A 13,963-nucleotide genomic window follows, 5' to 3' on the forward strand; every position below is an offset into this window, starting at 1 on the left:
AACCTAAAACCACCTTGTTAGTTTCCGCCAGCCACTTGTTTCAGAGTGTGACAAGTGTGTGAAGTTGATATTGAAGTGCCATCGCTTCTTTAACTAACAAGGATGTCTGTGATGAAAAGCCTGCAAGGGTTGCCCCGTCTTATCAGTGCTTCGGTAGGCGCGCCCGGCAAAGCCCGCAACTTGCCCGCCGATGTGCAGTGCGTCCAATACTTGTTCAATCTGATCATTCCAAAAATGGGCTTCCCGCTGGCCGAAAACGGCAAGTGCGATGGCCAATTGGTGCAATGCATCAGCCAGTATCAATTCCGTCATCTCAAATATGCCCACCCTGATGGCGTGATCGACCCGACCGGTAAAACCTTCAACAGCCTGATCGAAGAAGCGGTGAAGGTGCCGGTAAAGGCGTTCCCGAGCATGCGTATCCCGAGCTTTCTGAATGTGTTCGGCAACAATCAGGGTGACGCGGTGCAGGCCACGGTCAATGTGTACCTGGACCGCATGCGCGCGATGATCGAGGCCGAGAAGCGCAACCGTCAATTGATGCTGCAGGCCACGTGCGACGGGGGCATGACCCTCAGCGAGACGGATTTCCAGAATGCCGCTACGCAGTTGGGTGGCGGTATTTCGGTGAACATCATCAAGGCCTTCGCCACGGTAGAATCCGGCGGCCGTTCGGGTTTCGGCCCGGCCAAGTTGCCGGTAATCGCGTTCGAAGGGCACCTGTTTCGCAAGTACACCAAGCACATCTACGACCAGGCGCATCCGCTGCTGTCCTACCCCTACAAGAAAAAAGCCGGGCCGCAGTGGCAGACCAATAACAAGGACCAGACCAAGGCCTGGGAAACCATGGCCACCGCGTTTGCGCTGGATCAGGAAGCCGCGTTGATGTCGGCGTCCTGGGGCATGTTTCAGATCATGGGCTTCAACTACGCGTCCTGCGGCTACAAGACGGTGTTTGAATTCTCTGCGGCATTGAAAGTGAATGCCGGTAACCAACTAAAGGCCTTCCTCGGTTTTTGCAGCAAGAGCCCGGCGTTGATGAAAGCCATGAAAGCCAAGGATTTTACCGGCATGGCGCGTAACTATAACGGCGAGGACTACGGCAACTATGACGTCCTTATGCAAAAAGCCTACGAGAAACTTGAAGGGAAAAAATAAGATGATCCGTTTTCTAGCGATCGGTGTGTTGTCGTTGTGCGCTGTAGCCCCTGCGTTTGCCGGTTCGCCCGCGTTGCATTCGGGCAAGTATGAAGGGCTGATGCTGGCGGTGACGCCTGAGCACCAGGTGGAGGGTTACTACTCGGAAGCGATGGGCGAGGGCGTCACCCGCAGTTGCACGTTCTACCTGCAAGGCAAACCCGCTGCGCTGACTACCTGGGCCGACGCCACCTACCCCGGCAGCCTGGCACCCTCGTCCGATGGTGTGACCCTGACCGTGGCAGAAGGCCGCCAGCATCCGGGTTGCCTCAATGTGCTGATGCCGGAGATCGCCACCGGCCTGGACCTGAGCCAGACCGCCAACACGAAATGGATCGGCCTGGTGAAGGTGTCCGCCGACAAGGCTTACCTGCTGAAAAACCCAAGTGCCAAGGCCGCCAAGCGTCCGTACATCGTCAAGAATGATGTGGTTGGAGTGCTGGCCTTCAAGGATGGCTGGGCCCAGGTCGAGTTCATCAATGCCGATGACCGCTCGTTTACCGGGTGGATCAGCCAGGATCAGTACAGCCATCTGGCTGCCCCCAAAAGCTGATCAGCCGAAAGTTTCGCGCAACAACCCGGCAAACGCATCCCGCGCCAGGTGCCGCTGGGTGTCCTTGTGCCAGAACAGCAGGTTGTCCACCGCCTGCAGTTCCTCGAACCGGTACGACGCCAGCTGATTGGCCTGCTCATAGCGGGCCAGGATGCCTTCCGGCACCAGTGCCACGCCAATTCCCGCACTGACACAACCGATGATCGTGCCCCAGCTGGCATAGCTGGCAATGGCCGGCTTGAACGCGTGGGGCTTGACCCAGTTCTCCAGCGCCGCCCGATAAGGGCAGCCGGGCGGCCATACCAGCAGCGTGCGACCGGCCAGGTCTTCGGCGCTGCGGATCGGTGCGCTGGAGGCGCTGGCGATCAGCACCAGGCGTTCGCTGTAGACCACGCTGTGTTCGAGCTTTGCGCGTTTGTTGCCGGCGGCCACCAGCGCCACGTCCAGGCGGTGGTGTTGCAGGTCATCGAGCAGTTCGCCCCAGGCACCGGTCACCAGCTCCAGGCTGACATCCGGGTAGCGCCGATGGTATTCGGCCAGCAACGGCGGCAGGCGTCCGCTGGCGCTGGACTCCACAGCGCCGATACGCAGGGTGCCACGGGGAATCGCGTTGGCGTCGACCGCGCGTTTGGACTCGTCCACCAGCGCCAGGATACGTTCGCAATACTCCAGGAAGATCTCACCGGCCGCACTGATCGCCAGCCCGCGCCCGGCGCGGATAAACAGCGGTGTGCCCAACTCACTTTCCAGCTGCTTGATGCGCGTGGTGATGTTGGACGGCACACAATGCAATTGCACGGCGGCCTGGGCCACGCTGCCGGTTTGCGCCACGGCTCGCACCATTTTCAGTTGGGCCAGTTCCATTGCTCAGTTCCAGTGATTTCAGAAGTCAGAAACGGTTAATTGTCCTGCGCGTTGCTCGGGCGAAGACTGACGGCATTCCTTCCCCGTTTCGGATGCCGTCGATGAACACCCCGTCACCCCTGAAGCTTACGCTAGTCATCGCCAGCGTCATCCTCTGTTGGGCCTATTCGCCGATTGGCGTGCACATCGGCCTGCACAGCTACAGCCCTGGCCAGCTTGCGCTGCTGCGGTTTCTGATCGCCTCGCTGTTCATGGCCGGTGTGGCGCTGATGCTGGGCATCGGTCGGCCACGTCTGCGGGATCTGCCGTGGCTGTTGGTGTTGAGTTTTTTCGGGGTGTTCCTGCACCACACCAGCCTGAATTACGGCCAGCAGTTCGTGACGGCGGCGGCGTCCAGTGTACTGGCGCAATCGGCGCCGCTGTTCAGCGTGTTGATCGCGTTCTTCTGCTTGAAGGAGCGGGTCAGCCTCTGGCGCTGGAGCTGCGTGCTGCTGGGTTTGCTCGGCGTGCTGGTGGTGATCTGGGGCGATCACGGCGTGGGTGATATCGACCCGCGCGGCTTGCTGATCCTGCTGGCGGCGGTGTCATGGAGCCTGTACTTCGCCATCCAGAAACATTACGCCCATCGCTATAGCCCGCTGACGATGGCCTGCTACATGGTCTGGGCCGGCACCTTGATGCTCTGTGTGAACCTGCCGGGCCTGTCGGCTGCCGTGGTGCAGGCGCCGTTGCCGGAGAACCTCGCGGTGCTGGTGCTCGGGATTTTCCCCAGCGCCCTGGCGTACCTGGCCTGGGGCTATGTGTTGAAACATGTCGAGGTCAGCCGCGCATCGGTGGCGATGTACCTGATCCCGCCGGTGGCGATGACGATGGCGGCAACGCTGCTCGGTGAGCACATCGCCCTGCAAGTGGTGCTGGGCGGTGTGATCGTGTTGGCCAGTGTAGCCGCCATCAGCCTGGAGGGGCGCTGGCGGTCAGTCGCTCAGGCAAAACGCGCGCAGCCGGTGGCCGTCGAGGTCCTGGGCGACGAAGGTGTAGCCGAAGTCCAGGGTGGTCGGTGACTGGATGATGGTTGCGCCGCGCGCTACCCATTGATCATGCAGCGCGTCCACAGCGGCTTGGTCAGCCAGGGACAAGCCCACTTCGCCGCCACCCCCGGTGAGCCGGGCCGCCGGTTCCACGGTATGGCGCGACCACAGCCCCAGCTTTACGCCATTGTCGAGAATGAACAGGGCGAAGGTCGGGTTGAGTTCCACGGGCGGCTTGTCCAGCAGGCGGCTATAGAAGTTGGCGCTGGTGGCCGGGCTGTCGACGTACAGCAGGAAGTAATGGGCGAGGGTGTTCATGCAGGCTCCTTGGGAATGCGTGTTCGATGGCGCCAAGTCTATAAGGCGGCACTGTCAGTTTCTGTCAGGAGTCTCACCGGTGTAGAGCCGGATGATCTGCTCGATCTCGCCCGACTGCTGCATGCGCAGCAAGGTGCGCAGGATCTGCTGCACCGGCACATTCGGGGCGTTGCGCACGATACAGCCCAGGCGCTGCTCATCAATCACCACAACCTTGTGCAGCCGTTTGCCGACCGGCAGGCGTTGGTTGAAACGGTCGAGTATCCATTCGTTGCTCACCGCAAACTTGAAGCGCCCGGCCACCAGTTTGTGCAGCACCTGCTCTTCGCTACGCGCATCGTCGCGGCTGAGTTGGTCTTTGGCGAACAGCGGGTCGAGGGTCGTATACCGGTAATTGAGCACGGTGCCGATCGCCTGCGGCGCGAGTGTGTCCAGCTCTACCGGCTTCGGGGGGATGTGGGTGCTCACCAACAGGTTGCGCTGCACCATCAGCGGCACGCTCCAGACGTAATCGCCGGACGCTTCGTCGACCCAGGCCTGGGTGACATAACAGCGCACATCGATATCGCCATGCTCCATGGCACTTGAGATACGCGCCCGTGCCAACACATGGAATTCGGCCGGCCTGCCGACCTGGGTAGCCAGGCTCAACATCAGGTCATACAAAATGCCCTGGGTGGGCCGGCCGCCCTCCAATTGCACCAGGGGCATCGCCCAGCTGTCGGAAACCGAGAAACGCAACGGTGCGGGCGCTGCCAGGCAAGCCGTGGTGATCATCCATAAAGCGCCCAGGACTACGCGCATACACACTCCGGGTTCAGGCCTTTTTGGGGCCAACCCGGCAAGCTTAGTCAGATTAGGCGAGCGTGCCGGATGCAATTTCCCCCTTGCTCCGCTAGCATTACCGGCTTCCGCTTCCCAGTTGCGACGGTTTTCGATGAGTTATCAGGTTCTTGCACGTAAATGGCGTCCGCGCTCGTTCCGCGAAATGGTCGGCCAGACCCATGTGCTCAAGGCTCTGATCAATGCCTTGGACAGCCAACGGCTGCACCACGCCTACCTGTTCACCGGTACCCGCGGGGTGGGCAAGACCACCATTGCGCGCATCATCGCCAAATGCCTGAACTGTGAAACCGGTATCACTTCGACGCCCTGCGGCACCTGCTCGGTGTGCAAGGAAATCGACGAAGGGCGTTTCGTCGACCTGATCGAGATCGACGCCGCGAGCCGCACCAAGGTCGAAGACACCCGCGAGCTGCTCGACAACGTGCAGTACGCGCCCAGCCGTGGCCGCTTCAAGGTCTACCTGATCGACGAAGTGCACATGCTGTCCAGCCATTCCTTCAACGCCCTGTTGAAAACCCTGGAAGAGCCGCCGCCCTACGTCAAATTCATCCTGGCCACCACCGACCCGCAGAAACTTCCTGCAACGATTCTGTCGCGGTGCCTGCAGTTCTCCCTGAAAAACATGACCCCCGAGCGGGTGGTCGAGCATTTGACCCATGTGCTGGGCGTCGAAAACGTACCGTTCGAAGACGACGCGCTGTGGCTGCTTGGCCGCGCCGCCGATGGTTCGATGCGCGATGCCATGAGCCTCACCGACCAGGCCATCGCCTTTGGTGAAGGCAAGGTCATGGCCGCCGACGTGCGCGCCATGCTCGGCACCCTCGACCACGGCCAGGTCTTCGACGTGCTGCACGCGCTGATCGAAGGCGACGCCAAGGCGCTGCTCGAAGCTGTGCGCCATCTGTCGGAGCAAGGCCCGGACTGGAACGGCGTGCTCTCGGAAATTCTCAACGTGCTGCACCGTGTTGCCATCGCCCAGGCGCTGCCTGAAGGCGTCGACAACGGCCATGGCGACCGCGACCGCGTGCTGGCCCTGGCCCAGGCGCTGCCGGCCGAAGATGTGCAGTTCTACTACCAGATGGGCCTGATCGGTCGCCGCGACCTGCCCCTGGCGCCCGACCCTCGCGGCGGTTTTGAAATGGTGTTGCTGCGAATGCTGGCCTTCCGGCCCGCCGATTCGGCAGACGCGCCGAGACAGCCGCTAAAGCCAGTGGGGATCAGCCAGGCCACAGTTGATTCCGCCAAACCAGTGGCTGGCGCGGCAGTTGCTGCGCCAGTGGTTGCTGCACCTGCTCTTGCGCCGGTGCCTGAACCTGTGGCGGCTGCGCCAGTGGTCGAGCCGGAACCTGTTGTCGAGCCTGAGCCCGTCGTCGACCTGCCCTGGAATGATCCGGTCGAAGCTGAAGTCGAGGCCGAGCAAGTGCCCGCCGTGGAGCCCGTGCTGGAAACCACCGGCGAGCAACCCGAGCTGACGCCGATGCCCACGCCGACTCCCGACAGCGTGGTGCCGGATGCTCCCGAATGGGTCTCTGCACCCGTCCCCGAGCCCACCGTGGCGCAGGTGGAAGCCGCCACGCCGGGCATCGACCTCGACGACGAGCCACCGCTGGACGAAGACTACATCGAGCCGGACATGGATTCGGCCTACAGCTACCTGGACGATCTGGCCAGCGAGCACACCGCCGAACCGGCCCCCGAGCCGGAAGCGGAGCCCGCTGCGGCGCCGGCCACCGGCCTGGCCCTGCAATGGCTGGAGTTGTTCCCGAAACTGCCGATCTCCGGCATGACCGGCAGCATCGCCGCCAACTGCACGCTGATTTCCATTGAAGGCGACCACTGGTTGTTGCACCTGGACCCGGCCCACAGCGCCCTGTTCAACGCGACCCAACAGCGTCGTCTCAACGATGCGCTGAACCAGTACCATGAGCGTACGTTGACCATCGCCATCGAGCTGATCAAGCCCGAGCAGGAAACCCCGGCCCAGGCCGCGACCCGCCGGCGCATCAACCGCCAGCGTGAGGCCGAGGATTCGATCCATGCCGATCCGCTCATCCAGCAAATGATGCAACAGTTCGGTGCGGTCGTCCGTCACGATACTATTGAACCTGTCGAAGCCCCGGTGCCCCAGGCGTCATAAAACCGGGCTACTTATTGATCCACGTACTTTTGAGGTGATTCCCATGATGAAAGGTGGCATGGCCGGCCTGATGAAGCAGGCGCAGCAGATGCAGGAAAAAATGGCCAAGATGCAGGAAGAACTGGCCAACGCCGAAGTCACCGGTAAAGCCGGTGGCGATATGGTCAGCGTGGTGATGACCGGTCGTCACGACATCAAACGCGTGAGCATCGACCCGAGCCTGCTCGAAGGCGTCAGCGATGATGACCGCGAAGTGCTGGAAGACTTGTTCGCCGCGGCCGTCAACGACGCTGTGCGCAAGATCGAAGCCAACAGCCAGGACAAAATGTCCGGCGTGACCGCGGGCATGCAACTGCCTCCGGGCATGAAGCTGCCGTTCTGATCGGCGTGCTTTAGCTAGACTCCAATGCCAGGCCTTGTGCCTGGCATTTTTGTTTGTGCCAATTGGATCGAACCCGGGCACGCCACGCATGGTCTGCACCCTATACCGATGGATTCGATAAAGGAGCCCCTTCATGCCTCAAGAACCGACCCTGAACCAGCGCATCGTCCTGGTCTCACGCCCCCAGGGCGCACCCACCCCGGAAAATTTCCGCCTGGAGCGGGTGAACCTGCCGGAACTGGCAGACGGCCAGGTCCTGCTGAAAACCCTGTACCTGTCCCTCGACCCCTACATGCGTGGGCGCATGAGCGACGCTCCGTCCTATGCGGCGCCGGTGGAAATCGACGAAGTGATGACCGGTGGTGCTGTCAGCCGTATCGAGCAGTCGCGCAATCCGAAATTCGAAGTGGGCGACCTGGTGGTGGGCGCGACCGGTTGGCAGAGCCACAGTATTTCCGATGGTCGCAACCTGATGCCGGTGCCCAAGGGCTTGCCCAGCCCGTCGATGGCACTGGGCGTGCTGGGCATGCCGGGTATGACCGCCTACATGGGCCTGATGGACATCGGTCAACCCAAGGCCGGGGAAACCCTGGTGGTGGCGGCCGCATCCGGCGCAGTGGGCTCGGTGGTGGGGCAGGTGGCCAAGCTCAAGGGCTTGCGTGTGGTCGGGATCGCAGGGGGCACAGAAAAGTGCCGCTATGTAGTGGACGAACTGGGCTTTGATGCCTGCGTCGACCACAAGAGCGCGACCTTTGCCGATGACCTGGCCCAGGCGTGCTTCAACGGCGTCGACATCTATTTTGAAAACGTCGGCGGCAAGGTGTTCGACGCGGTGGTGCCGCTGTTGAACCCCAAGGCGCGCATCCCGTTGTGTGGGCTGATCGCCGGCTACAATGCCCATGAAGCGCCCAGCGGGCCTGATCGTTTGCCGGCACTGCAACGTACCTTGTTGACCAAGCGCGTGCGCATCCAGGGCTTTATCGTGTTCGATGACTATGGTGACCGCCAGCCTGAATTCCTCAGCGCCATGGCGCCGTGGGTGCGCGACGGCAAGATCAAGTTCCGCGAGGACGTGGTCGACGGTCTGGAGCAGGCTCCCGAGGCCTTTATCGGTTTGCTCGAGGGCCGCAACTTTGGCAAGTTGGTGGTGCGCATTTGACGCTAATCCGGGGCGCGGGTATAAACCGCGTCTCGTTGTTTTGTCGGACCCTTCGCCCATGAGCTTCAGCCCCCTGATTCGCCAACTGATCGACGCCCTGCGCACATTGCCGGGTGTCGGCCAGAAAACCGCCCAGCGTATGGCGCTGCAACTGCTGGAGCGTGATCGCAGCGGCGGCACCCGGTTGGCCCAGGCCTTGAGCCAGGCCATGACCGGCGTGGGCCACTGTCGCCAGTGCCGCACCCTCACTGAAGAAGAACTCTGCCCGCAATGCGCCGACCCGCGTCGCGACGACACGCTGCTGTGCGTGGTGGAAGGGCCTATGGATGTATACGCGGTGGAGCAGACCGGTTATCGCGGGCGCTACTTCGTGCTCAAGGGCCATCTGTCGCCCCTTGACGGCCTGGGCCCGGAAGCCATCGGCATTCCGCAACTGGTGGCGCGCATCGAAGAGCAGGGCACTTTCACCGAAGTGATCCTGGCCACCAACCCGACGGTGGAAGGTGAGGCAACCGCGCATTACATTGCCCAACTGCTGACCAACAAAGGCCTGATCACCTCGCGCATTGCCCATGGCGTGCCGCTGGGTGGCGAGTTGGAATTGGTCGATGGTGGCACGCTGGCGCATTCGTTTGCCGGCCGCAAACCGATCGCCCTCTGACGGCACGGCTTGATAACCAAGCAAGCGCTTGGTAATTTCGCTCCACCTCACCGTGGAGCTTGCCGATGTCTGCCTATCAGGACTACTTCGACCCCAGCCACCAATTGGTCCGCGACAGCGTGCGTCGCTTTGTCGAGCGCGAGATGCTGCCGGGGATTGAGCACTGGGAGGAAGCCGAAAGCTTTCCCCGGGAGTTGTACCTCAAGGCGGGAGCGGCGGGGATCCTGGGTATCGGTTATCCCGAAGTCCTCGGTGGTAGCCATGAAGGCGATCTGTTCGCCAAGGTGGCCGCCAGCGAAGAGTTGATGCGCTGCGGTTCTGGCGGCGTCGTGGCGGGGCTGGGCTCGCTGGATATCGGCTTGCCGCCCGTCGTCAAATGGGCGCGGCCGGACGTGCGTGAGCGCGTCGCGCCACAGGTGCTGTCGGGCGAGAAGATCATCGCCCTGGCAGTCACAGAACCGGGCGGTGGTTCCGATGTGGCCAGCCTGCAGACCCGCGCCATTCGCGACGGTGACCATTATCGCGTCAGCGGCAGCAAGACCTTCATTACCAGCGGCATCCGCGCCGATTTCTACACCGTCGCCGTCCGTACCGGCGGGCCGGGCTTTGCCGGGATCAGCCTGCTGTTGATCGAAAAAGACACTCCCGGTTTTACCGTTGGGCCGCCCCTGAAGAAAATGGGCTGGTGGGCGTCGGACACGGCTGAATTGTTCTTCGACGATTGCCGGGTGCCCGTAGGCAACCTGATCGGCGCTGAAAACATGGGCTTTGCCTGCATCATGGGTAACTTCCAGAGCGAGCGGCTGGCCCTGGCGCTCATGGCCAACATGACCGCGCAACTGGCCCTGGAGGAAAGCCTCAAATGGGCCACCGAGCGCGAAGCCTTCGGCAAACCCATTGGCAAATTCCAGGTGATCAAGCATCGCCTGGCGGAAATGGCCACCGCCGTGGAGGTCTCTCGGGAATTCACTTATCGGCAGGCCGCAAAGATGGCCGCCGGTATCAGCGTGATCAAAGAGATATCCATGGCCAAGAACCTTGCCACCGACACCGCAGACCGTGTCACCTATGACGCGGTGCAGATCCTCGGGGGCCAGGGTTACATGCGTGGCAGCCTGGTGGAGCGGCTGTATCGCGACAACCGCATCCTCTCCATCGGTGGTGGCACCCGCGAGGTGATGAATGAAATCATCAGTAAGCAGATGGGCTTCTGATCTTTAGTGCCTTTCAGCGCCTCATCGGGGGCAAGCCCCCTCCCACATTTTGATCTGTGAACCGGTCAAGTGTGGGAGGGGGGTTGCCCCCGATGGCATCAGCCCAGGCAACCGTTATTGTTCAGTCAGCGCAAACTGCGTCAGGCAGAACGTTGGAATTCCCATATCTTCCAAACGTTGCGACCCACCCAGCTCCGGCAAATCAATGATCGCCGCCGCTTCGAAGATCTTCGCGCCCATGCGGCGTACCAGGTTCGCCGCCGCGATCAGGGTGCCGCCAGTGGCGATCAGGTCATCGAAGATCAACACCGAGTCGCCTTCGCACAGGCTGTCGGCGTGCACTTCCAGGAAGGCCTCGCCGTACTCGGTCTGGTAACCCTCGGCCAGCACGTCAGCGGGCAGCTTGCCCTGCTTGCGGAACAGGATCAGCGGTTTGTTCAGTTGGTAGGCGATGATCGAACCGATCAGGAAACCCCGCGCATCCATGGCGCCGATATGGGTGAAATCGGTCTCGACGTAGCGCTGGGCAAAGGTGTCGGCCACCAGGCGCAGGGCGCGGGGCGATTGGAACAGCGGCGTGATGTCACGAAAGATCACCCCCGGCTTGGGGAAGTCGATGACGGGACGGATCAGGGATTTGATGTCGAACGAATCGAAGGTCATCGTCGAAGAGTCCTGGGGCTGGAAACGGACTCGAAGTATACCTGCGGCCTCGCCGGTTGGCGCGGCCGCAAGTGTCTGCGTCAACCTTCCAGGGAACCACCGGCCAGCGCGCACAACTGGATCGGGTCGAGGATATGCACTTCCTTGCCTTCGGCGGCGATCAGCTCGTTCTGCTGGAAACGGGTAAATACGCGGGACACGGTTTCCACCGCCAGGCCCAGGTAGTTGCCGATTTCGTTGCGCGACATGCTCAGGCGGAACTGGTTGGCCGAGAACCCCCGGGCACGGAACCGCGCCGACAGGTTGACCAGGAAAGTCGCGATGCGTTCGTCGGCGGTTTTCTTCGACAACAGCAGCATCATTTGCTGGTCGTCACGAATTTCGCGACTCATCACGCGCATCAACTGGCGGCGCAGTTGCGGCAATTGCAGGGCCAGTTCGTCCAGGCGTTCGAAGGGGATTTCGCACACGGATGTAGTCTCCAGTGCCTGGGCCGACACCGGGTGAATTTCGGTGTCCATGCCCGACAAGCCCACCAGTTCGCTGGGCAGGTGGAAACCGGTGATCTGCTCTTCGCCGCTGTCGCTCAGGCTGAACGTCTTCAATGCACCCGAACGTACTGCATAAACGGAATCGAACTTGTCGCCCTGGCGGAACAGGAACTCGCCTTTTTTCAGCGGGCGACCACGTTTAACGATCTCGTCCAGCGCATCCATGTCTTCCAGATTCAACGAAAGTGGCAAGCAGAGGGGGGCCAGGCTGCAATCCTTGCAATGAGCCTGGCTGTGAGCGCGCAGTTTGACTGGCTCGGACATTTCTTAAATCCTTGTGGGAAAACACACATAAGACGTAAGGGTAACGCACTGGGGGCCGGTGAGGCCAGCGTGTACAAAAAACCAGCAACGGTATAAAGAATTTTGTGTCGCCGCCGATACAAAGTCACGAACCCTTGAGCCTGGAGGCTCGATTCATGATTTCCATCGGTGCAATGAACTCGGCAGGCGCTCAGGTGCAGTCCTTTGCGGAGCCGAAAGACCTGGTGGCAGAGGCCAAGCTCGCCAAGGCTGCCAAAGAGCTCAAGGACGCTACTGAAGCGCCGTTGCGGGAGAAAAAGGACGAGGAGGGGGTGAAGGTGACCTTTTCCGGTGCTGCCTTGAAAGCCCTGACGGAGGCCAAGAAACCCAATAAGGACATCGAAGACAGCGGTCTGCCGGACAGTGTCCAGCAGGTCCTCAAGATGATTCGCAAGATCAAGGAGCAGATCGCCGAGAAACAGGCCGAACTGCAAGCCGTGATGGCGGACAAGAGCCTCAGCCCCGACGAGGCGCGGATCAAGGTCAGCAATCTGCAAGGGGCACTCGCCCAGTTGCAGGCGAGCCTGGTGACTGCACAAACCTCCCTGGCCAAGGCCATGAAAGGCCTCAGCGGGGAAGACGCGTTGAAGGCCGGCTCCCTCGCTATGGCGTAGGGTGTTTCAGATCACCCGCGAAAACCGCTGCCTGTTCTGGTGCTCCAGGTAGGCATCGAACACCATGCACACCGAACGCACCAGCAGGCGCCCGGCTGGCAAAACGCGAATGCCTTGGGCGTCGAGTTTGATCAGGCCATCCTCGGCCATGGCCTCCAGTTGCGGCCAGATCTCGGCAAAATATCCGCGAAAATCAATGGTGAACGCCTGCTCGATCTTCTCGAAGTCCAGGCTGAAATTGCAGATCAACTGCTGGATCACTTCCCGCCGCAACCGATCATCGGTGGTACACACCAGGCCGCGACTGGTGGCCAGTTGCGCGCCCGCCAGCGTGTTCTGATAGCCGTTGAGGTCGCTGCTGTTCTGGCAGTACAGGTCGCCAATCTGACTGATCGCCGACACACCAAGCCCGATCAAGTCGCAATGACCGTGGGTGGTATAGCCCTGGAAATTGCGCTGCAGGGTGCCTTCTTCCTGGGCGATGGCCAGTTCGTCGTCGGGCAGGGCGAAGTGGTCCATGCCGATGTAGCGGTAGCCGGCCTGGGTCAGTTGCTCGATGGTGGTTTGCAGCATCAGCAGCTTTGAGGCCGGGGACGGCAGTTCATCGGTGTTGATGCGCCGCTGGGGCATGAAGCGTTCCGGCAGATGGGCGTAGTTGAACACCGACAAGCGGTCGGGCTGTAGCCTGATTACCTCTTCCACGGTGCGTGCGAAGTTGATCGGCGTTTGCTTGGGCAGGCCGTAGATCAGGTCGACATTGATCGAACGAAATTGCAGGGTGCGTGCCGCATCGATCACCGCGCGGGTTTCTTCCAGGCTTTGCAGGCGGTTGACTGCCCGTTGCACCTCGGGGTCGAGGTCTTGCAGGCCGATACTCACGCGGTTGAAACCCAGCTCGCGCAGCAGGCCCATGGTGGCCCAATCCGCTTCGCGTGGGTCGATCTCGATGCCGTAGTCGCCGGAATCGTCATCCAGCAAATTGAAGTGCTGGCGCAGGCAGCTCATCACCTGGCGCAATTCGTCGTGGCTGAGAAAGGTCGGGGTGCCGCCGCCGAAGTGCAGCTGTTCCACCGGTTGCTTGGGGTCAAGGTGGCACGCCACCAGTTGAATCTCTTGCTCCAGGCGTTGCAGGTAGGCCTGGGCGCGGCCACGGTCCTTGGTGATGACCTTGTTGCAGGCGCAGTAGTAGCAGATGTTCGCGCAGAACGGCACATGCACATACAGCGACAGCGGCCGCACCGCCTTGCGGCTGTCGCGCAGGGCGTGGAGCAGGTCGAAGGTGCCGACCTGGCTGTCGAATTGTACGGCGGTGGGGTAGGACGTGTAGCGCGGTCCCGCCAGGTCGTAGCGGTGAATCAGATCGGTATCCCAACGAATGGCGTCGAGCATGCGGGCGTTCCCCCGGATAGGCTAGTGGGCCGAGTCTAGGGGCTGGCCGGGGCGACCACCTTGATTTGCATCAACAGGGAGCGG

Annotated in this window: 15 protein-coding genes; 9 read left to right on the forward strand and 6 right to left on the reverse strand. The window is 61.5% G+C overall.

The genetic code is table 11. The annotated features are described in order from the left end of the window. Window positions 1-111 precede the first annotated feature (111 nt). Window positions 112-1,158 (forward strand): N-acetylmuramidase family protein, encoded by a 1,047-nt coding sequence (locus NL123_RS08045; RefSeq protein WP_058427350.1) that lies wholly within the window; start codon window positions 112-114, stop codon window positions 1,156-1,158. Window position 1,159: 1 nt separating this feature from the next. Continuing rightward, the gene (locus NL123_RS08050) at window positions 1,160-1,750 is read left to right on the forward strand and encodes a type 2 periplasmic-binding domain-containing protein (protein ID WP_248483617.1); all 591 of its coding nucleotides are present in this window, start codon (window positions 1,160-1,162) and stop codon (window positions 1,748-1,750) included. Here the strand turns inward: NL123_RS08050 and NL123_RS08055 are convergent, their stop codons facing one another. After that, on the reverse strand, window positions 1,751-2,614 hold the full coding sequence (locus NL123_RS08055; protein ID WP_494357548.1) for a LysR family transcriptional regulator: 864 nt from the start codon (window positions 2,612-2,614) through the stop codon (window positions 1,751-1,753). 101 nt (window positions 2,615-2,715) lie between these two features. Here NL123_RS08055 and NL123_RS08060 point away from each other — a divergent pair, with 101 nt between their 5' ends. Next, window positions 2,716-3,675, forward strand: coding sequence for a DMT family transporter (locus tag NL123_RS08060; RefSeq protein ID WP_248483615.1), 960 nt, complete (start codon window positions 2,716-2,718; stop codon window positions 3,673-3,675). Here the strand turns inward: NL123_RS08060 and NL123_RS08065 are convergent. Next, window positions 3,589-3,960 carry a VOC family protein gene (locus NL123_RS08065; RefSeq protein ID WP_248483613.1) on the reverse strand — a complete coding sequence of 124 codons (372 nt, stop codon included), beginning with the start codon at window positions 3,958-3,960 and terminating at the stop codon, window positions 3,589-3,591. The two genes, NL123_RS08060 and NL123_RS08065, sit on opposite strands and share 87 nt — an antisense overlap. A 54-nt stretch (window positions 3,961-4,014) precedes the next feature. Next, a complete protein-coding gene (locus NL123_RS08070) occupies window positions 4,015-4,764 on the reverse strand; it encodes a substrate-binding periplasmic protein (RefSeq protein WP_494357549.1) in 750 nt (249 codons plus the stop codon). A 133-nt stretch (window positions 4,765-4,897) separates the two neighbouring features. Here NL123_RS08070 and dnaX point away from each other — a divergent pair, with 133 nt between their 5' ends. From dnaX to NL123_RS08095, 5 genes are all read left to right on the forward strand, one after another. Then, window positions 4,898-6,943, forward strand: coding sequence for a DNA polymerase III subunit gamma/tau (gene dnaX, locus NL123_RS08075; protein WP_248483608.1), 2,046 nt, complete (start codon window positions 4,898-4,900; stop codon window positions 6,941-6,943). A gap of 43 nt (window positions 6,944-6,986) precedes the next feature. Then, entirely contained in the window at window positions 6,987-7,325 is a 339-nt protein-coding gene (locus NL123_RS08080; protein WP_017527493.1) for a YbaB/EbfC family nucleoid-associated protein, read from the forward strand. A gap of 133 nt (window positions 7,326-7,458) precedes the next feature. Next, complete coding sequence (gene curA / locus NL123_RS08085; protein ID WP_248483606.1) at window positions 7,459-8,484, forward strand: NADPH-dependent curcumin/dihydrocurcumin reductase; 1,026 nt, start codon at window positions 7,459-7,461, stop codon at window positions 8,482-8,484. A gap of 58 nt (window positions 8,485-8,542) precedes the next feature. Continuing rightward, window positions 8,543-9,145, forward strand: a complete 603-nt coding sequence (gene recR / locus NL123_RS08090) for a recombination mediator RecR (protein WP_015885312.1) — start codon at window positions 8,543-8,545, stop codon at window positions 9,143-9,145. Window positions 9,146-9,210: 65 nt separating this feature from the next. Continuing rightward, entirely contained in the window at window positions 9,211-10,359 is a 1,149-nt protein-coding gene (locus NL123_RS08095; protein ID WP_494357550.1) for an acyl-CoA dehydrogenase family protein, read from the forward strand. 114 nt (window positions 10,360-10,473) lie between these two features. Here NL123_RS08095 and NL123_RS08100 read toward each other — a convergent pair whose 3' ends face one another. Together NL123_RS08100 and fnr are read right to left on the reverse strand one after the other, a co-directional pair. Continuing rightward, window positions 10,474-11,022 carry an adenine phosphoribosyltransferase gene (locus NL123_RS08100; protein WP_494357551.1) on the reverse strand — a complete coding sequence of 183 codons (549 nt, stop codon included), beginning with the start codon at window positions 11,020-11,022 and terminating at the stop codon, window positions 10,474-10,476. A gap of 80 nt (window positions 11,023-11,102) precedes the next feature. Beyond that, window positions 11,103-11,837: a fumarate/nitrate reduction transcriptional regulator Fnr gene (gene fnr, locus NL123_RS08105; RefSeq protein ID WP_058427340.1), complete on the reverse strand. Its 735-nt coding sequence runs from the start codon at window positions 11,835-11,837 to the stop codon at window positions 11,103-11,105. Window positions 11,838-11,992: 155 nt separating this feature from the next. On the opposite strand from fnr, the gene NL123_RS08110 reads away from it, so the two are divergent. Next, a complete protein-coding gene (locus NL123_RS08110; protein WP_248483601.1) occupies window positions 11,993-12,490 on the forward strand; it encodes a hypothetical protein in 498 nt (165 codons plus the stop codon). Between the two features lie 6 nt (window positions 12,491-12,496). Here NL123_RS08110 and hemN read toward each other — a convergent pair whose 3' ends face one another. Continuing rightward, window positions 12,497-13,879, reverse strand: coding sequence for an oxygen-independent coproporphyrinogen III oxidase (hemN, locus tag NL123_RS08115; RefSeq protein ID WP_248483599.1), 1,383 nt, complete (start codon window positions 13,877-13,879; stop codon window positions 12,497-12,499). Window positions 13,880-13,963 lie beyond the last annotated feature (84 nt).

Source organism: Pseudomonas sp. FBCC-B1565 (genome assembly GCF_059133265.1).